Genomic DNA, 18,635 nt, shown 5'->3' on the forward strand with positions numbered 1-18,635 from the left:
GTAACTAAAGCGATTTTGCCTGTTAACTTACTCATGCTTCCATCTCCTTGTTCAAACATAGTTATATTACATAGAGAATTATAACAAGGAACATTATTTGAAATGTTGCTCTCCTATTCGGTTTCAAGGAGGTTTTTCGTCACAACTGTAATTCAACTCTACGTGAAAATAGCCCAATTGTCTTGAAGATCGTTGCTTATAGAACTAACATATCTGTTCGTTAAGTGTAACTCTTCACAATTACTTGATATTATATAGATGAATAGAAAGTTAAATTAAAATTTAGTTTAGTAGTTGTAATAATTGCTTATTGATTTTATTCCCTTACAACTTTTCAAAAAGGAGGGTGTATGAAAAAGATTATTATTTTTGTATTAACGTTATTTATATTACTTTCAGGATTTCCAACACCAAGTTATGCGTTGTCAGATTCAAAATCTGCGGCAATCCAAGCGTTGCTAGATGATGCCCGTCATATATCAGGTGTGCCGGGCATGTCAATCTCATTACTTGCTGATGATGAAGTGCTCTACTTTTCTTCAGGGCTTGCAGACCGTGAAAAGGGGTTGCCTGCAAGTGAAAATACACTCTATGAGTTAGCCTCGGTCAGTAAAGCTTTTACCGGTATTGGTATTTTGCTGTTGGAAGAGCAAGGGCTGCTCTCAATGACTGACCCTGTCCAAAAATATTTACCTTGGTTTACGGTAAAGTATCAAGGGAAACTGGTTGATATGCAAAGTCTTACGCTAAATAACTTTCTTCACCATACAAGTGGTCTAACAAATAGTAGACATATTCAAAATATTCCACAAGGCAATACACCAGATATGTTGCAGAAGACTGTGGAAATGCTCGTAGATGCTGAATTGGAGTTCCCTCCCGGCGAACAGTATAACTATGGAACCGTTAATTATGACGTATTGGGTTTGGTTATTGAGATTGTGTCGCGACAAAGCTATGAAGACTTTATGAAGGAACAGGTATTTCAGCCGTTAGGTCTTCACCAGACGTATGTTTATAAAAAAGATGCTCAAGCCACTGGACAGTTGGCACAGGGCTACCGTTCTTCCTTTTTTATGACAACTCCATTTAAGGCTCCAGATTATGCTGGAAATAAACCCGCAGGCTACATCATTTCTAATACAAAAGATATGGCGCGTTGGATGGGCATACAAATGGGTATCGTGCAGAACATACCTGAAATATTTCACAGGGTTATTGAAAAATCACATAAGGGTGATATGTCTGTTTCGTCTGTCAACGATATGTATTATGCGGCAGGCTGGTCGGTAAACGCCGACCAAACGATTATAGAACACACAGGGGGCAACCCAAATTTCAGAACCGAAGTACTTATACTGCTAAATGAACGAACAGCCATCTGCTTGCTGAGTAACGGCGCAAATACCAATATAAACCTGGTACTAAAAGTTAAAGATATATTAGATGGCAATCTAACTCAGTCCTATGAAATAAGTGGCACACAGCTTTTGGATATTATTTTGTCGTCTATCACAATTATTCTTTGCCTATTGGCTGTTTTGCTATTTCTCTTAGGATTACGCAGAAGGAAAACAAATGAGCGACATCTAATGACAAAAAAGAGATCAATCGTATCAGTTATTTTCCTGATCGCTACGATTGCCCTGGGTATACTGTGCTTTGCTTTCGATTGGTCAACGATACTTATTTGGCAAACATATAGCGTTCTTACAGCTTTGATTTCGTCAGTATTATTAACAGCGAGCATTACATGGTTTGTATACACTCACCGATAAAATACCTCGCTCCCATGATAAGCATATTGTGAAGGAATTACATTTCAATTTATAGGTATCTTTAAAAAACATAAGACACTTTGGTGTCTTTTTTTATATCCTCGACAATTTTCCCCAGTTAAACCTAATTACTATTGCTTCCACTAACCTGCTCCTCTCGTGGAATAAGGATTTTAATCAACTATATTATTTTTGCACAAGCGTCGTTAGGGAACATTTTTTAAGGATTGTTATCCCTCAATCTTGCCCTTTCCATGAAGAAAGACGCTTTCCTAATTTCAGAAAGCGCCCGATTGTAGAAGATTATTTTTCAGGTCCTCAAACTTTCATTTGGGAACATTTTTTTGTTTAGATTTGTAAAAAGTTATTTTATTTGGCTGTTTTCGTATAGATTGTTGCTCCTGATTTTGACTATTTTCTTTAATTAAAGCCCCTGTTAGTTGAACAAAAATGCACCCCAAGCGCCGTTTTAACGTTGTAAATCCGCATTTTTCTGACTGGACCCTCTCATTCAATAGTAGCTTTATGTGGCATCCACGGTTATGTAAGTATTGCTATAAAGAGGCATATGAATTCTCTTTATATTCCAAAGTTTCTTAAATTCATTAATTGGAACTTTTCGATTATAGCTATTGTTAGCATCATCACAATTCACTAGATGCCTTAATGATTCTGAAAGGTAAATATTTTTCTTGTCATAACCTACAACAGGGACAAAATGCAAATTATTACGATTTTTCTGTACTTTTATAAAAACAATTACGGGAGTACCTTTACTAACTTCATACTTTAATGTATTTATATTTCCTTTATAATAGTTTGTTTGAAAGCCCTTTCTTCTTAATACTTTACGAATTCCCTTTGAATATACAGTGCCTGCCCTTGTTTTACTAGGAAATTGCGTATATAACGCTTCACCCTCTTCCTCCATACCAAAATGGCGCAATACATACGCTGTTGAAAATGCTGCACATTCCGTATTGTTTTGAAAATCTATTCGGTTGTTTTGTAGAATAAGATAGTTAGCCGGATAATTTCTTTTTCGTAAAACAGGTATGGGTAATGTCATTAAATAGGCATTAATGATAGTTGATATAATAATCCATAAAATAACTGTTTTAACTATAAACATATTACTTCCCCCATTTTTTACGTCCATATCGAAACAATATTCTAAATCCTTCTTGCATTTAACTGCATCATAGTTGGCTAACAACAATCTTTACGAAAACAGTCTTTCTTTAAAGTATTAAGTTTACTTTTAAGTCCAGTATTTTGCTGCTCAATTCAAATGCAATATTAGCGTGTAAATGGCTTTGACAACCTTTCAATAACGTAGTCATTGACTACCATCCATTCTTAATTGCTTCTTCTATAGTTTCAAAAAAAGATATCTAGTTCATCTATATCCTGAGTTAAAGTTTCTTCAAAGTTTTTAAAAAAAACAACACGTAAATTACCTTTTTGTGATTGTTGGAGATTAACTACACTCGAATAGTGCCTCGTTGCTTTCGGCTATCAAAGAGTAATTGAATAAGGCTTTCATAATAAGGAATAAACTCTCCTTTTTTTATCATAGTCAAAATTTCTTGCTTGCTTGCCCATTTCACATTTTGTACTTCCTCATACTGTAAAGTGAGCTTATGTAACTGCACATTTTCTTCGATTAGATATATATCGTCAAAACCGTTCTCAAAGTTAATGGTTAAATGAGGACGTATTTGCTGAAGATCTAATTGTAAACCTATTTCTTCATACAATTCTCTTTGTGCTGCAATTTGACTTGTATCCCCAGCTATCGCGCTCCCTCCCACAGTAAGGTCCCACATATTTGGCCATCCCTCTTTGAAGGGCTGCCTTTGTTGAATGAGCATTTCTCCACTTGAATTAAAAATACAAACATGAATAACTAAATGCCAATCACCAGGTCGAGGTTTTTCACCACGAACCCACATACGTTTTGTTTTAATACGATTTATATCATACACATCCCATAATTCCACAAAATCATCCATTTTCTAATCATCCCTCTCTTTTGCACAATTTTAAAAATTAAGAAAAAAATTGCAATTACCATATATTTTAACATAAATAACTTACTTAATTTAAAAGTGACTACACAACACATTCTGGTCCTCTAATGCAAATGTTGGTTTAACCACATTTTTTTGTTTTCGGTCTCTTTCCAAATTTTCATTTGGGCACATTATTTTGAATGATTATGTATATCTTAAAAACCTTTAATGAGCTAAAGTATCTTGAATTTAAATCTGCTACCTCAACAATTGCGCCCTTTTCCGTAATGACGACTGACAATTTTGGACAAAATGGGAAAGTAGGAATTGAAATTTCCTCTAACTGACAAATTCATAGTTTTATCTTATAATATCTGGAATGATAATCGAGAGGGGAAATGAATTGATGCTGACTTTAAGAGAATACATCATTAACAAGTTAAAACGATGTGAGGGTAAATGTAGCTAAGCCTCAATCCTTTAAATAGCGTTCGGCAACGCTACGTTACCCAAGGAGGAGTCTACATGCAAGACCAAGTAAAATCATTTTGTCAAAAAAATAATTTATATAAAGAAAATGAAATTCAACAGATACAATTACGTCATCGTTTCGCGTTAGTCGAGGCGTTTGACATTCAAGGAGGCATGCGTGTTCTTGAAATTGGCTGCGGTCAAGGGGATACAACGGTAGTGTTGGCAGACATTGTTGGTGACACTGGACATGTACTTGCACTTGATATCGCAGCAAGTGATTACGGTGCACCGTTAACCCTTGCACAAGCCCATGCGCAAATTCAGTCATCGCCATTAGGGAAGCGAATCTCGTTTCATGTGGAGACAGATTTTTTAACGTTTCATCTTTTAGAGAACATTGATGTGGTCGTGTTGTCCCATAGTTCTTGGTATTTCAAATCAAAGGAACAGCTACTTCAGTATTTTAAACGCGCGAAGCAATTAGGTGTGAAGCTATGTTTTGCAGAATGGGATATGGCGTATACGAGCTTACAGCAACGTAGTCATTTTTGTGCAGTTTCCATTTTGGCGCTTTATTCAGCCTTTATTGAAAACGAAGGGAACATTCAGAATGTGTGGAGTAAAAGTCAAAGTTTAGCTATTGCGGAAACAGCGAATTTTCAGTTGAAAAAGTCTGTTATCGTTGAAGCGGACTATTTGCAAGATGGTGGGTGGGAACGTGATTATGCAAATGCCATCGCTGATGAATTTGAGATAGCACCACTTTCCATTCAAGCTTTAATAAAGTCCTATATAGAAGTGATGAATGAGACACAAGAGGTCGCTTCTCTCAATAGTTTTGTTCAAGTATTTGAATAGTCGAACGTAACACAATCAACAAAGCGGTATGTTCCGTAAACATACCGCTTTGTTAAATTTATTTGTGATATATTCAATCCTACAAGCTCCATAACATTTAGAATAAGAGGTTAAAGAAAGTGCCTTTTTTCTATTGCATATTTTGGTCGAAGTACTATGTTTCGAGACCGTATTGTTCATTCATTATAACGTAGCATAGGGCCAAGATGACAAAGAAGCCATCTCGGTTTTTATCTATATAGCTTGTGTTTTAAACGCACTTTACAGTTGCCTTTTATAATCTAGCACCTTAAACATCTTAGTCTTATACAAACTTGGATTCGCCCTTATTCAACTAACCTTCCCTGTTAGTTTAAGTGAGAAAAATCACAATCTTATTCTAAGATTTCAACAATAATATCCAATTTAACGAAAACGTTCCTCAACAATAAAAGATCTCACTAAAAAAATCTTATGAAACTTCTCCTTCACCTTGTATCGTTATTTTTTTAATATTTTTTAGAAATGTACATGGGATCGTTAGCTGTCTTTACTGTATCCGTACACCGATAACCAATTCTTAAGCAATGATATTAAAGACGCTACTGCTTTATTTTTTCATGATCTCCCTAACTTAACTGGCGCTTAAATTGTTTAATGGCGAAAATGTAAGCGATAACCATGATGCCGACGCACCAGGAAAGAGCAAGCCAGATATCGTTGCCAACAGACCCTTCATATAAGAGGGCACGAATCGCATTCACGATTGAGGTAACGGGCTGGTTTTCAGCAAACGCACGGACAAATTTTGGCATTGTTTCGGTGGGAACAAAGGCTGAACTGATAAACGGTAAGAAAACCAGAGGGTATGAGTAAGCTGTCGCCCCCTCCATAGTCCGTGCTGCCAATCCCGGAATAATGGCCAACCATGACAGAGATAGCGTAAACAACCCCAGTATCCCAGCCACTGCAAGCCAATCCAGAATTTCAGCGCTGGAACGGAAGCCCATTAAGAGCGCGACGAGGAAAACCACCACAATCGTTATGGCATTAGAAACAAGCGAGGTCAATACGTGAGCCCACAATACAGACGAGCGCTTGATGGGCATGGTCATAAAACGCGCCATCAGCCCGTTCTTTATATCCGTAAACATCCGTGCGGAAGTGTAAGCGCCGCCGGATGCGATAGCCATCAGCAAGATTCCTGGCAATAAATAATTGACGTAGTTATCCGTACCTGTTTCTATGGCGCCGCCAAATACGTAGACAAACAGAAGCATCATCATAATCGGCGTAATCGCCACTGTAATTATAGTATCCGGGCTGCGCATGATGTTACGCATTAATCGTCCTAATAATACCCATGTTTTGCTTGTCATTTATATTCCCTCCTTTTTGCCTATGATTCCGAGGAAGATTTCCTCCAGTGTCGGCTGCTTTTCAATGTACTCTACTTTCGCTGGCGGGAACATCTCTTTGAGTTCGCTTAGAGTACCAGTTGTAATGATTTTTCCGTCATGTAGGATGGCAATACGATCGGCCATTTGTTCGGCTTCCTCCAGGTACTGTGTCGTTAGGAAGATGGTCGTGCCTCCACAAGCAAGCTCCTTAACAGTTTCCCAGACTTCAATACGAGCTTCGGGGTCAAGCCCTGTTGTTGGTTCGTCTAAAAAAATGACTTCTGGCCTCCCAATTATGCTCATGGCGATGTCTAGCCTGCGCTTCATCCCGCCAGAGTATTTGTCTGCCCGGCGGTTTGCCGCATCGGTCAGGCTGAATTTTGCTATCAGATTGTCTGCGATTTGTGAAGGATTGGAAACGCCTCGCAACTTGGCAACCAGCATCAGGTTTTCCCGCCCCGTGAGCATGCCGTCTAAAGCGGCGAACTGCCCTGTCAGGCTGATGCTCTGACGGACATAATCCGGTTGACGCTGGACATCATGACCGCAAATACCTACTTTGCCACCATCAGGCTTCATCAGCGTTGAAAGGATGTTGACTATCGTCGTCTTGCCTGCTCCATTTGAGCCTAGAAGTGCAAAAATTTCGCCACGATGCACCTCAAAATCCACCCCCTTTAAGACTTCCGTTTCTTTAAAAGATTTTTTTAACCCTTTTACAGAAATCACTTCATTAGTCATACTTAATTCCTCCCTTATAAAAATCTCTTTACCGTTTTCATTCACTTCACTACTTAGTATAACTGATAATCTGTATAACTTAGTACTTAATTAAAAGTAAAACTGAATAGCGAAGGCGGTAATTAACAATTGTAATTAGCTATTCAGTCCGAATCATCGGTTCTATTTATTTTTTTCCTAATCGATTCAAAATGCTCTGATTCAAATCTTCACGATACTTGGCGATATAGGTTTTAGCGTTTGCTACTAGTTCATCAGCAAAGGACGCCACGTCTTCACCTGTGATTTCCAGCACTTGTCTGCCTTCCGCTGCACCAGCTTCAAACAAATCGATCAATTCATACTGCATGTGCAGCATATCCATCCCATTGCCCGATGCGAAATTCCACATGTAGTTTTGAATTTTTTTAAATACAAATTGGTAGTCATACGGAAGTTCCTCAACCCGTGCCATCATCATCTTGTACTCTTTTTTATCACCAATCAATTTTTTTAACATTTCTATCATGTTATTTTCCTCCTTTTTTATTAAGCATAAAAAGATACTTCAAAATTATTGGACGGAATATCATATGAAACTAGATTGACTTCAGGACATTGATTTTCGAAGATATAAAATCCCATTTTTCCCAAAACAACTTAAGTTCTTCACGTCCAGCCTCATTAAGTGAGTAAAACTTGCGGGGCGGTCCCATATCTGACGGTTTCTTTTCAATACTTACCAGATTTTTCTTTTCTAAACGCACAAGGATGGTGTATACCGTCCCTTCTACGACTTCGGTAAAACCTAAGTCATTCAAGCGTCGAGTAATTTCGTATCCGTAGGTTTCATGGCGGCTGATGATTTCCAGTACGCAGCCTTCCAGCGAACCCTTCAGCATTTCTGTTAAATTTTCCATATTTAGAACCTCCTCTACTTTGTCTGACTTATATTCAGTATAACTTAGTACTTGGGTGAATTTATTCAAAACAGCTTTTGAGTAATCAAGCTATTAAGTATTACTTATTACAACTACATAGTATCAACTAGTAGCGTCAGTGTCAACCATTTTTCTTAAATATTTTTAGAATGTTTTCCGTAGCTATCGACACCATTTTTCTTGAAGCTCTTTATTTTTTTCCGTCCACTAACTTATACAGTGGGCTTTCATCTAGGGAAATTTTTATCTTTTGGGATTTCCAGTACCATTCAATAAAATATAGCTAAGTCCATTAACACTCATTATCAGTAATAAGCTTATTTCAATAGATATTAATCATGCAAATTCAAAAAATGAATTTTATTGAATCAAACAAAAACAAGAGCCTCTACTCCAATTAATATGATGCTCATATTCCTTATTTTATTTACGCCATTTAAAAATACCCCTAAAGATAGATTATCCAAGAAAATGTCTAATTATAGACCTCGTATCAAGTTCGTGATTTTTCTATCGCTTGTTAAAACAAGAAAAAATAAATTGAATAACAACAATAATATAACGAAAAACAAAATAAACATATTGATAAACGATAATAAATAAGCTAATATCATATTATCATTAAATCAATGAGGTGCTTCAAATGAATGTTAAACTAAGTTCAACTTTTTTCTTAAAAATCGTTGCTTTTCTTATTGGAATTGCGGTACTTGCTGTGTGTGTATATTGGTTACCTCAAGCAGCTATACGAGATGCGAAAGTGCGTCCCGGAGATTACTCGATATATCCATTATTACTATGTGCCTACGGAGTATGCATTACGTTTTCTGTTGCGTTGTTTCAAGCATATAAACTATTAAGTTATATCCATCTAAACAATGCCTTTTCTGAGTTATCTCTTAAATCCTTGAAGGCTATAAAAAAATGTGCTTTCACAGTTATTTTCTTCATTTTGATTCTACTAGTTTACTTAAGGTTTTTTGCTATGTTCACGGGTGACGATGCAGCAGGTCCGATTGCACTTGGTCTAATAGGGATTTTAATAACAGCTATCATCGCAGCCATTATAGACGTTCTTCAAAAGCCCATAAAAAATGCTCTAGAATAAATGTAGATGTTAACTACTTTCCCTACTGAACCTTAAATGAAAAATGGGCGCCTTTTCTTTTTGAAATGACACCCCCATTTCATTAAGTTAAACAGCTATGAAGGATTGAATCCGGTATTGTCCCGTGTTAAATCCTTTTAATTTCTCTGCACTCAAGTTTTTCTATTTAAAATAGCCATACATGCTACCTTAGTTTATTGATGATGAGCCAAGAATGGAAAAAGAAATCATAACAGACAAACTTTTTTTACTTATTTCTGACCATCGATCACATTGTCATATAGATAGAATAGTGTTCTCTATCTTCTTTTAAATTTCCACTTTTAATAATTTTTTTCTCAAAATAGTTTGAAGAGGATTAATAAAGGTTATATAACACTATAGCGAAATATTTATAATACAAGATAGGAGATGTACAGTATGAGTTTCATTTGGTTTTTAATAATTGGCGGGCTTATCGGTTGGCTTGCAGGAATAATTTTGGGAAAAGATATCCCAGGTGGCATTATTGGTAATATTATTGCAGGTATTATTGGTGCATGGATTGGTGGTACGCTGCTAGGTAGTTGGGGTCCTAAAATTTCTGATTTCTACATCTTCCCTGCTCTCATTGGAGCAATTTTACTAGTTTTCATCGTGAGCTTAATTATGAAATCATTGCGTCAAGCTGCGTAAGCTAAATAGATTTATGAGTTAAACGAATCAGACACTTAATCAACAATAAATGGTGCTGTATTAATGCTAAAAAAGCGGCCTTCCACAATCTAATCTGTGGAGGACCGCTTTTACTTTGTTCTTATTTACTTAACCATCCTCAGCTCCGTAAATTCAAGAAACAGAATGGCTTATGATTCGCTTAAAAAAAAAGAAAATAATGCAGGCTATTAACGAAAAAAACCCTGTCCCTACAGCAATTGTTCCATTAGCAATGTAAATATTTACTTTTCTTTTTCAGCTTAAATATGAAAAGTAGTCCCGTGGCTGTTGTAATAAGGAAAATTATAAAAAAACCGATAGGCACAATATACATTTAATGAATACCTCCATTGTTAGGTTTAGTTTGATATCCATTTGTATCTAGCAAAAAATAATCTTTTTCAATTCTCATTCTAAAATGATTCATTATTCTTATCAGTTTCCTGAATATATATCACTTCCAGCGTAGCTCAAATGCTAAACATTTCATACCAAGAACTAATAGTAGAAATAAATTCTAGTAAATGGTCTCCCCTCACTTAAAATGAAGAATTCGCAAAGTATGGTAGTGGGATAATTATGTGTGTCTATGACTTACTCAACTAAAAATCTATTTAACCAGAAAAATAGATATATCAAATTGATTCGATTACCTAGAAAATCACTTTTTAACTCAACTATAAAGCATTATATAACAAGAATATTTGATTTGAGCCCTACATATATTGATGTTAATATTTCTATAAAACAAAAGCCTATGTTGATTCTGTCTGAATGATGGAATGTTCGTATAAACGAAATTATTGATAAAGATAGGATGATGACAATTATTGATAAATCACTTCTTGCTATGGTTATTTTACGGGTTTTGTCTGGAAGTATTGAAGTAAGTGCTGGGTTGTTAATGCTAAAGTTGAATAGTTTAGAAAAAGCATTTTATATTAATACACTGCTTGCTTTGGTTGGTCCAACAGTTTTAATCGTAACGACTGCCATTGCCTTATTTGGACTCGCTGATAAAATTCCTGTCATGAGAATCATTTGCCTATTTACAGGAATTACACTTATTCTAATTAGCTCCCATATTAAGTAAGAAAAAATATCCCACAAAAAGGATGTTATTTATATTTTAAAACATGACATTTACTTTCTATCATGATCACTAAACAAAGAACCATTCATTTCTTCACAGCAACTAATATTCTATTCATTAATTACAAGCACCACATGTATCTACCCTATCGAAAACAGATAATATCATCTTTTAACGCGATAACCAACAACAGTCTTTTCTGGCTTTGTTTTTACCAACTTCAATGTGGAACTGACCGAGCGGGTGCCTGTACATTTAGAAAACTCCAGAATACGCTACATTTACTCTTCCATCATTTCTAGATAGCCTTGCTGTAAACATGTATCCGTCACAAACTTCTTATTTCCTGTTGTAAATGACAATTCAATCGTGCTACTTGTAACAGCTACTATTTCACCTTCTCCAAAAATCACATGCATTACTTTCGAGCCAACGATTAACGCTGACTCGGTTGTAATTGTCCGCTCATTATAATATTGCTTCAGTGCTTTCCTCGGGCTTTTCTGCGCTTTCTTTGGTACTTCCTGCGGTGAAACGATTTGTTTTAACTCCTTCATGAAAATCGATGGCACCACACTTGTTTTAAAGCGCTTGCTATACGAAATTAATTCCAAATGGCGAATCGCTCGCGTGATACCTACATAAAAGAGTCGCGTTTCTTCTTCTATTTCTTCTTCCTGCTCACTAGGTAAAATCCCTTCAATTAAGTCAATCAAATACACACGGTCAAATTCTAAGCCTTTTGAACTGTGCAATGTTGACAGTGTAATGGCATTCAAATCTTTTTTTATGTGAGACGAGCGTGCTAAATGTTCAAGCTGCTTCAAACGACCTGCAAATTCGGTCATCGTCTGCGTATGGCGCGCAATTAAACCAAGTACATCTACAATATCTAGTAAATTTTCATAATTAAAGCCGAGAGTCTCACTCATTTTCTTTAAAGTACGCTCATAACCAAAGTCATAACGGATATGCTCTAGCATGGCGGTTGGCGTCGTTTTATCAAATTGAATGCTATCATACGTTTTGCGAATTCGCTTAATATATTCTGGCTGATAATCCTTTAACTCAACATGCTCTAACAACTGTGTGAATACACAGCATTCCTCCGGCACCCTTTGTAGTGCCTTCAATTGTGCTGGTGTAATATAAGCATTCATTTTTCTGTAAATTTTTTCAAAGACAGTGATGTTTTTTGTATTGTACGCTAGACGCATGAAGTTCATAATATCCTCCACGACCCAATGCGTAAAAAAGCGAATGGTGGAATCTTTCATATAGAAAGGCAAACCTACTCTGTCAATCGCGTCCATAAGTGGAATGGCTGACGTATTATTTCGATATAAAATAGCCGTTGAGCCACGCTTAGACAGATTTTTCAACTGATCCACTAAATATTTGGCCTGTAAATGGTAATTCTCTAGAATCTTAAATGAGATTGGCTCTGCTGCAGGGTTTTCCGTAAACATTTGTTTGTTATAACGTTTTTTATTACGCTGAATGAACATATTGGCTGGCTCTACAATCGATGCAGATGAGCGATAGTTTTGTGTCATCAGTAAAACTTGCGCCTCCGGAAATACCTTTTGGAAATCCAACAAATAGTCTGGGTCTGCACCGCGCCAGCTATAAATGGCCTGATCCTCATCCGCGACGACGCATAAATTTTGATGCACTGCGACAAGCTTCGCGATAATCTCATGCTGGACGGGCGATGTATCCTGACTCTCATCCGTAAAATAATAATCATAGCGACGTTGGTATTGTGCTAGCACTTCTCGGTTTTTCATGAAAATTTCATTTGCCATTAATAGCATATCGTCAAAATCAATTAACAAATGGTCACTACCTGTGCGCTTATATTCCTCATAACGTTGTAAAATCTGTACTTTTCTTGGCACCTTTACGTTTGCAATATCCCATTCCTGTTCTGGCAGCATTTTATTTTTGATAAACGTTATGTACGTCAGAAGCTCGTCTAGCTGATCTTCAGTAATTTTTGTGTCATTTAATTGTTCAAAAATCTCGCGAAGCACTCGTTTTTTAGAAACAACACCCGGCTTGTCCGATTCTTCAATAATGCCGTACGAAATGCCCTGACGTTCAAGTGTCTGCCGCACAACTTGAAAAGCTAAACTATGAATCGTCGAAAAATCAACCGGTGGCAAATGCGGGAAAAACTTTGCAAAACGTGCCTTCATATCACCTGCCGATGCCTTGCTAAACGTAACAGCCTTTATGCGAGAAGGCTTCACACCAAGCTCCTCAATCATATATCCAATACGCATAATAATCGTCGTCGTTTTTCCTGAACCAGGCGATGCCAATAGTAGCAACGGACCATTCGTTTGCAGCACTGCCTGCATCTGCACATCATTTAGACGAACGCCAAGTGAACGTTCCTTTTCCTCAAAAAACGCTTTTTGCGCTCCATTCATATCCATCGCTCCATTCGAAAAATCTATACTATATTATAACCTAATGAATTCTATGATGAGGATTCTTCAGAGGAAAGTCGTACAATTAGAGCCAATACTGGATCTTAATCCACAATAAAAACCGAAATCAGAAATTCCGGTTCGTCTTTTTTATAAGTAAATTGACTTTATTTCAAACCTATAATTTTGGTGTAAAACTTTTAAAGGTAAAAATCACTTATTTACTTTATGAAAAAAAGCGGATTTGAGATAATAAATCCCTTCCGCTTTTTGTTCTTAGTTGATCTCAGTTTCTAATGTTTCTTTCCAATCTTGGTCAGAGTCATCTTCATCAAGAACAACGTTATAAATTTTCCATTTACCATCATCATTTTTCTTAAGATAAGCAGTACCTGATAAGTCAATGTTCATGTTAAAAGACATATCTGGAGCTGTCATAGATATTTTATATACTAGGTTATCAATGCGAACTTCAGCAAAATGATTAGTTACAGAAACTGCATTGATCACATGTTCACCAATCTGTTCCATCGTGAATTTAGTATCTGCATCTTCTTCAATCATACCTGCCATATCCATACTATCAAGTGCATAAGCTAGTTGGTAACCCATTGTCGTTTCATGATAAAGGGCTTTTAATGCTTCTACGTCTTGTTGTTCAGTAAACTTCATCTCGTCTTTAATGTAACGATCCACTGTTTGAATGCTTGCAGCTGGATCTTCATGTGTTCCTGGCACTAAATGTAAGGCACGGTCAATCATCACGATAGCTTCAGCGCGAGTGGCATCATTGTAAGGTTTGAAGATATTTCCATACCCTTTGATAATTCCTAAAGCTGCCGTTTTCATAACCGCTTCATAGGCAAAATTCCCCTTTGGTACATCCGGGAATACTTTTCCTGTTGCTGAAAAATCAAGCGTTGACTCAAATGCACGGTAAATCATGACTGCCATTTCGTTACGTGTAATCTTATCATTCGGTCGGAAAGTGCCGTCTGGTTTACCATTGATTATGCCTTGGCTGCTAGCAACCTTCACATACTCGTAATACCATTTCGCTGGTTTTACATCAGGGAATGATTTAACTGTTTCACCTGCACGTAAATTCATTGAATTCACTAAAATTTTCGTGAATTCAGCACGAGTAATCGAATTTTTTGGTTTTATAGAGACGTATGTATAATCATATTTCTCCCCATCTTCCTCAAACGATTCTGTTTCCACATATCCGTCTATAATATCTGCATACAGGAAACGTTCCAATTCTTCGTATGCCCAATGATCGTAATCAACATCATCCAAAAAATATAAATCAATGGGTTTTTCTGCTGCGGCTGCTGGTGAAACACAAATAAATCCAAAAAATACAAGGGAAGATAAAAAAACATAAAGTGCTTTCATTGGTGGTTGCCTCTACTTTCTTCTATTAAATTTTTACCAATAGACGTAGTTTACATGACTGCTACAAATATTAATAGAGTGTAAAATATGGAAATGAATAGTGTTTTCAAGAAAAATGGTTTATATAAGATTAGTCGCAGTCCACATGAAAGTCTGGCGGAGGTTTAATTAGCTAATATTTTGGTTATAGGCTAGGAGCATTCAGAATCAAAAAATAAATTATTTCAAGAAAACTTTTCCAGAGGCGAAATGGATTGAATATAAGGAGGAGCAGGAATGGAATCATTAATATCATAAAGACGCTTTCCTTATTTCAGAAAAGCGCCTCATTGTTTTGCATGAAAGCCTAATTTATTTTTTAGCGGTAACTAATTATTTTGTCGTTTGTTCACTTCAATTGTAATGAACTCTGGCAAATAGCTGGGCGTACATCCTTTTGCTACTTTTTCATCTTTGTAAAGACCCGTTTTCTCCCCAAGTCTAATACAACGTTCACGATTCTTTTCATCATAAACACCTATCCATCCTGCGGTGAAATTCATAGCCCACTGCACTTCCGGTTCTTCCTGCATAATATTAGCTTCTAATGCAGATAGCAGGTGTGCAGTGTTATCAGGGGGTATTTGCCCAGTCCATCTCAATCGCCCTTGATAATACCAGAATGCTCGCCTTTGAAGAGTTGAAGCACTATTCTCCCATGACTCCATCAACTCCATTTTCTTCTTGTCTTTGGTGAGCTGATTCGCCATTAACCAATCCATTAAGTTATTTCGCTCATCAAAAGTGTGAGTTTGCATATCCTTATCAAGCTTATTTAGCACATCATGTGAAAGACATTTTTTGTCCATAATTAAAATAGCTAATAGTCTAGGCAAAAACTTTTCGGTTGACCAAAGTTCCATAGCTAGTTCATGGTCTTTTTTAATGTCCTTCGCGATTTTTCGTAGGTCGCCTAGCTTCGTTTTACGATTGATCTGAGATAGAATGTTTTCTGCTTTTGAAGGGCGTGTTATTTCTGTATCTTTTTGTTCATCCATTTTATACAGCTCCTTTATTAAAGCATTATTTCATAATACGATATATATCAAAACTTAATTTCGTTATACGTTTTATTGCCGCGATGTTCCTCCAAAGTTTAACTTTTTTCATAGAAAAAGTCCAAGAAATGTTGGTTTAACAGCATTTCTTGGACTTTGATTTCTTTTTGGGACATTCACGTTTTCTAGAGCATACAAATGATTAATTTTGAGATAGTTGTATCCAATCGTTTTACGTCCCATTGAAGAAAATATCGGTTAAATAAAATGATTTAACTATTTTTTCACATTTATACTGTATCCAACAAATAAGATTAAAAACCAAACTGGTGCGACATATAGCGCAATACGCATGTCTGGAATAAACGCCATTAACACAATCACCATTAATAAGAATGCAATGGCAATATACGTAGAAAGTGGATAAAGCGGAATTTTGAATTTCAGCTCGGCTACTTCCCCTTTCGTTTTTGACTTTCTAAATTTCAATTGTGCTAATAATATAATCATCCAGCTTGTTATGACTGCAACAGTCGCAACAGCAGAAATATAGATGAACACTTTTTCAGGTACTATATAGTTTAAGACAACCGCCATTAATAACACCGCTGAAGAAAATAAAATCCCTCTACGTGGACTACCGTTTTTGCTTACTGTTTTGAAATAGGTTGGACCATTCTTTTGTACCGATAAGTTATGTAGCATACGTCCTGAACCGTATAGACCACTATTAAATGCAGACATTGCTGCTGTAATGACAACAAAGTTAATAATGTGAGCCGCAGCAGGAATGCCAACGTAATCGAAAATTTGAACAAACGGGCTACCCTCTGAACCAACTTCGTTCCAAGGATAAATAATCATCATTACACCTAATGCACCAATATAGAAAATTAATATACGCCAAACGATGTTGTTAATAGCTGAAGGAATTGACTTGCTAGGATTTTTTGCTTCTCCTGCAGAAATACCAACTAATTCAACCCCACCGAATGAGAACATAACTAATACAAGTGACATTAAAATACCATGGAAACCGTTAGGCATGAAGCCACCGTGTGCCCATAAATTATCGAAGCCAATTGCTTCACCTTGGTTGCCAACACCGAAGAAAATAATGGCTAACCCTAGAACGATCATACCGATAATCGCAACAACTTTAATCATCGCAAACCAAAATTCGAATTCTCCGTAGGCTTTTACATTTGCTAAGTTTACAAGAGTCATTATAACGAGTACTACAAGGGCAGTTACCCATTGTGGAATATCAGGGAACCAGTAGTTAATGTATACTCCGACTACTGTTAATTCTGCCATACCAACGACAATCCACATGAACCAATACGTCCAACCCGATAAGAATCCAGCAAAGCGCCCTAAATATTTATTCGCGTACGTACTGAACGAGCCTGAAACAGGTTCCTCTACTGCCATTTCGCCTAATGCACGCATAATTGTGAAAATAACTAATCCGCCAATTAAATAAGCTAGTAAAATAGATGGCCCAGCCATTTGGATGGTTGAACTAGAGCCATAAAATAAACCGACTCCAATGGATCCGCCAAGTGCAATTAATTGCATATGACGTGTACTTAATCCGCGCTTTAGCTGTGAATCTTGATGATTGTCTTTCATAATGTCTAACTCCTATTACGTTTAGATTTTCAAATACTTTGCTCAAAAAAGGAATAAAAAAAAAACGCCCTTTTGGATTAACCAAAAGGACGATTCAACTCGTGTTACCACCTTTAATTTATAAGCAATTCACATTACTTACCTTAAGAAGTACGGTCATTTGACGATACTCTCGCACATGATTACGGGTGCTTACCGGTGTAGCCTACTTAGAATGATCTTTTCGGTACACAGCTCCAAGATGAATTCTCAATCGTTTTACATGCACCTCTCATCAACCGGTAACTTTCTGTTCGTAAAAATAATTGATACTATTTCTTTTCATAGCCTTTGTTCTATACAAATATTTTTGAATTGTTTTTCATTTTACAGCAAAAAAATATTTTGTCAATATAAATTTTCTTCATACCCCATTTAAATTGCAAATGATATTTTTCGATACAATTCACCAATTTAATTTATTTTGGAATAAATACAAGTGTCAGTCAGCTTGCTGCCATCTGCGGATAGATCTTCATTCCTTAATATACCTTCCAACATAAAACCAAGCTTTTCCGGAATAAAACGACTTTTAAAGTTTGTTGAATCACATCTTATTTCAATTCTCTTACATTCGAGGTGATTTAATCCGAAGTTCACTAACTCCTTTACCGCTTCCGTCATATAGCCATTACCGCTATATTTGGTATTAATCCAGTATCCTATTTCACATTTAGGAATACTCCAGTCAATCCCATGAAGGCTCGCAGTTCCAATAAGGTCCTTGCCGCCACTTTTATCAAAAATAAGAAAACGAAAGCTTTCTCTTTTTAAAAAATTTATATGAGCATCCCTTAACTGTATATTCATGAATTCAGTCAAATTACCATCTACCTAAGTCTAATGTTAAACCTTAAAGTAACTTGAATGTAAAGATAAATTTCTCGGAAAAAATGACTCCCCCCAACCAGCTAGTCAATTCAAGGAAAAGGATTAATTATGTAAGCTTCATTAACCTATAGTACGGAAAATGAACTGCGAACAAAAGATATAAAGAGCTACCAACTAAGGGCAAGTTTTCAA

General features: G+C 36.4%; 15 protein-coding genes, 1 pseudogene and 1 other annotated feature. Of the genes and pseudogenes, 5 read left to right on the forward strand and 11 right to left on the reverse strand.

From position 1 onward, the window contains the following. Positions 1 to 350 precede the first annotated feature (350 nt). The gene (locus C9J29_RS18920) at positions 351 to 1,778 is read left to right on the forward strand and encodes a serine hydrolase domain-containing protein (protein WP_107922606.1); all 1,428 of its coding nucleotides are present in this window, start codon (positions 351 to 353) and stop codon (positions 1,776 to 1,778) included. Positions 1,779 to 2,301: 523 nt separating this feature from the next. Here C9J29_RS18920 and C9J29_RS18925 read toward each other — a convergent pair. Together C9J29_RS18925 and C9J29_RS18930 are read right to left on the reverse strand one after the other, a co-directional pair. Next, positions 2,302 to 2,910 (reverse strand): cysteine peptidase family C39 domain-containing protein, encoded by a 609-nt coding sequence (locus C9J29_RS18925; protein WP_107922607.1) that lies wholly within the window; start codon positions 2,908 to 2,910, stop codon positions 2,302 to 2,304. A gap of 352 nt (positions 2,911 to 3,262) precedes the next feature. Then, complete coding sequence (locus C9J29_RS18930; protein WP_174804747.1) at positions 3,263 to 3,781, reverse strand: NUDIX hydrolase; 519 nt, start codon at positions 3,779 to 3,781, stop codon at positions 3,263 to 3,265. Between the two features lie 537 nt (positions 3,782 to 4,318). On the opposite strand from C9J29_RS18930, the gene C9J29_RS18935 reads away from it, so the two are divergent. Then, the gene (locus C9J29_RS18935; RefSeq protein ID WP_107922609.1) at positions 4,319 to 5,125 is read left to right on the forward strand and encodes a class I SAM-dependent methyltransferase; all 807 of its coding nucleotides are present in this window, start codon (positions 4,319 to 4,321) and stop codon (positions 5,123 to 5,125) included. 608 nt (positions 5,126 to 5,733) lie between these two features. On the opposite strand, the gene C9J29_RS18940 is transcribed toward C9J29_RS18935, so the two are convergent. From C9J29_RS18940 to C9J29_RS18955, 4 genes are all read right to left on the reverse strand, one after another. Then, a complete protein-coding gene (locus C9J29_RS18940; RefSeq protein ID WP_107922610.1) occupies positions 5,734 to 6,483 on the reverse strand; it encodes an ABC transporter permease in 750 nt (249 codons plus the stop codon). Further along, entirely contained in the window at positions 6,484 to 7,245 is a 762-nt protein-coding gene (locus tag C9J29_RS18945) for an ABC transporter ATP-binding protein (RefSeq protein ID WP_090001376.1), read from the reverse strand. It abuts the gene before it with no gap. A 166-nt stretch (positions 7,246 to 7,411) separates the two neighbouring features. Further along, the gene (locus C9J29_RS18950; protein ID WP_107922611.1) at positions 7,412 to 7,753 is read right to left on the reverse strand and encodes a DUF1048 domain-containing protein; all 342 of its coding nucleotides are present in this window, start codon (positions 7,751 to 7,753) and stop codon (positions 7,412 to 7,414) included. A 70-nt stretch (positions 7,754 to 7,823) separates the two neighbouring features. Continuing rightward, the gene (locus tag C9J29_RS18955) at positions 7,824 to 8,144 is read right to left on the reverse strand and encodes a PadR family transcriptional regulator (protein WP_090001372.1); all 321 of its coding nucleotides are present in this window, start codon (positions 8,142 to 8,144) and stop codon (positions 7,824 to 7,826) included. Positions 8,145 to 8,808: 664 nt separating this feature from the next. On the opposite strand from C9J29_RS18955, the gene C9J29_RS18960 reads away from it, so the two are divergent. From C9J29_RS18960 to C9J29_RS18970, 3 genes are all read left to right on the forward strand, one after another. After that, a complete protein-coding gene (locus C9J29_RS18960; protein ID WP_090001370.1) occupies positions 8,809 to 9,273 on the forward strand; it encodes a DUF2975 domain-containing protein in 465 nt (154 codons plus the stop codon). 420 nt (positions 9,274 to 9,693) lie between these two features. Next, the gene (locus C9J29_RS18965; protein WP_089987405.1) at positions 9,694 to 9,948 is read left to right on the forward strand and encodes a GlsB/YeaQ/YmgE family stress response membrane protein; all 255 of its coding nucleotides are present in this window, start codon (positions 9,694 to 9,696) and stop codon (positions 9,946 to 9,948) included. 838 nt (positions 9,949 to 10,786) lie between these two features. Beyond that, on the forward strand, positions 10,787 to 11,062 hold the full coding sequence (locus tag C9J29_RS18970) for a YqhV family protein (protein WP_008177674.1): 276 nt from the start codon (positions 10,787 to 10,789) through the stop codon (positions 11,060 to 11,062). 281 nt (positions 11,063 to 11,343) lie between these two features. On the opposite strand, the gene C9J29_RS18975 is transcribed toward C9J29_RS18970, so the two are convergent. From C9J29_RS18975 to C9J29_RS18995, 5 genes and pseudogenes are all read right to left on the reverse strand, one after another. Continuing rightward, a complete protein-coding gene (locus C9J29_RS18975) occupies positions 11,344 to 13,500 on the reverse strand; it encodes an ATP-dependent helicase (RefSeq protein WP_107922612.1) in 2,157 nt (718 codons plus the stop codon). Between the two features lie 276 nt (positions 13,501 to 13,776). After that, a complete protein-coding gene (locus tag C9J29_RS18980; protein WP_107922613.1) occupies positions 13,777 to 14,901 on the reverse strand; it encodes an S-layer homology domain-containing protein in 1,125 nt (374 codons plus the stop codon). Positions 14,902 to 15,269: 368 nt separating this feature from the next. Next, positions 15,270 to 15,938 (reverse strand): DNA alkylation repair protein, encoded by a 669-nt coding sequence (locus tag C9J29_RS18985; RefSeq protein WP_107922614.1) that lies wholly within the window; start codon positions 15,936 to 15,938, stop codon positions 15,270 to 15,272. A 276-nt stretch (positions 15,939 to 16,214) separates the two neighbouring features. Continuing rightward, a complete protein-coding gene (locus C9J29_RS18990) occupies positions 16,215 to 17,573 on the reverse strand; it encodes an amino acid permease (protein WP_089987174.1) in 1,359 nt (452 codons plus the stop codon). Positions 17,574 to 17,655: 82 nt separating this feature from the next. Next, positions 17,656 to 17,907: a binding site (T-box leader), on the reverse strand. Between the two features lie 119 nt (positions 17,908 to 18,026). Continuing rightward, positions 18,027 to 18,428: pseudogene (locus tag C9J29_RS18995) on the reverse strand (GNAT family N-acetyltransferase); the annotation flags it as partial. Positions 18,429 to 18,635 lie beyond the last annotated feature (207 nt).

Origin of the sequence: Lysinibacillus fusiformis (genome assembly GCF_003049525.1) — a bacterium.
Lineage (GTDB): Bacteria > Bacillota > Bacilli > Bacillales_A > Planococcaceae > Lysinibacillus > Lysinibacillus fusiformis.

Excerpts from the sequence above, each read along its gene's own strand:
- C9J29_RS18920 (WP_107922606.1), top strand. The coding sequence starts at position 351 with ATGAAAAAGATTATTATTTTTGTATTAACGTTATTTATATTACTTTCA.
- C9J29_RS18925 (WP_107922607.1), bottom strand. The coding sequence starts at position 2,910 with ATGTTTATAGTTAAAACAGTTATTTTATGGATTATTATATCAACTATC.
- C9J29_RS18935 (WP_107922609.1), top strand. The coding sequence starts at position 4,319 with ATGCAAGACCAAGTAAAATCATTTTGTCAAAAAAATAATTTATATAAA.
- C9J29_RS18940 (WP_107922610.1), bottom strand. The coding sequence starts at position 6,483 with ATGACAAGCAAAACATGGGTATTATTAGGACGATTAATGCGTAACATC.
- C9J29_RS18945 (WP_090001376.1), bottom strand. The coding sequence starts at position 7,245 with ATGACTAATGAAGTGATTTCTGTAAAAGGGTTAAAAAAATCTTTTAAA.
- C9J29_RS18950 (WP_107922611.1), bottom strand. The coding sequence starts at position 7,753 with ATGATAGAAATGTTAAAAAAATTGATTGGTGATAAAAAAGAGTACAAG.
- C9J29_RS18955 (WP_090001372.1), bottom strand. The coding sequence starts at position 8,144 with ATGGAAAATTTAACAGAAATGCTGAAGGGTTCGCTGGAAGGCTGCGTA.
- C9J29_RS18960 (WP_090001370.1), top strand. The coding sequence starts at position 8,809 with ATGAATGTTAAACTAAGTTCAACTTTTTTCTTAAAAATCGTTGCTTTT.
- C9J29_RS18965 (WP_089987405.1), top strand. The coding sequence starts at position 9,694 with ATGAGTTTCATTTGGTTTTTAATAATTGGCGGGCTTATCGGTTGGCTT.
- C9J29_RS18970 (WP_008177674.1), top strand. The coding sequence starts at position 10,787 with ATGATGACAATTATTGATAAATCACTTCTTGCTATGGTTATTTTACGG.
- C9J29_RS18975 (WP_107922612.1), bottom strand. The coding sequence starts at position 13,500 with ATGAATGGAGCGCAAAAAGCGTTTTTTGAGGAAAAGGAACGTTCACTT.
- C9J29_RS18980 (WP_107922613.1), bottom strand. The coding sequence starts at position 14,901 with ATGAAAGCACTTTATGTTTTTTTATCTTCCCTTGTATTTTTTGGATTT.
- C9J29_RS18985 (WP_107922614.1), bottom strand. The coding sequence starts at position 15,938 with ATGGATGAACAAAAAGATACAGAAATAACACGCCCTTCAAAAGCAGAA.
- C9J29_RS18990 (WP_089987174.1), bottom strand. The coding sequence starts at position 17,573 with ATGAAAGACAATCATCAAGATTCACAGCTAAAGCGCGGATTAAGTACA.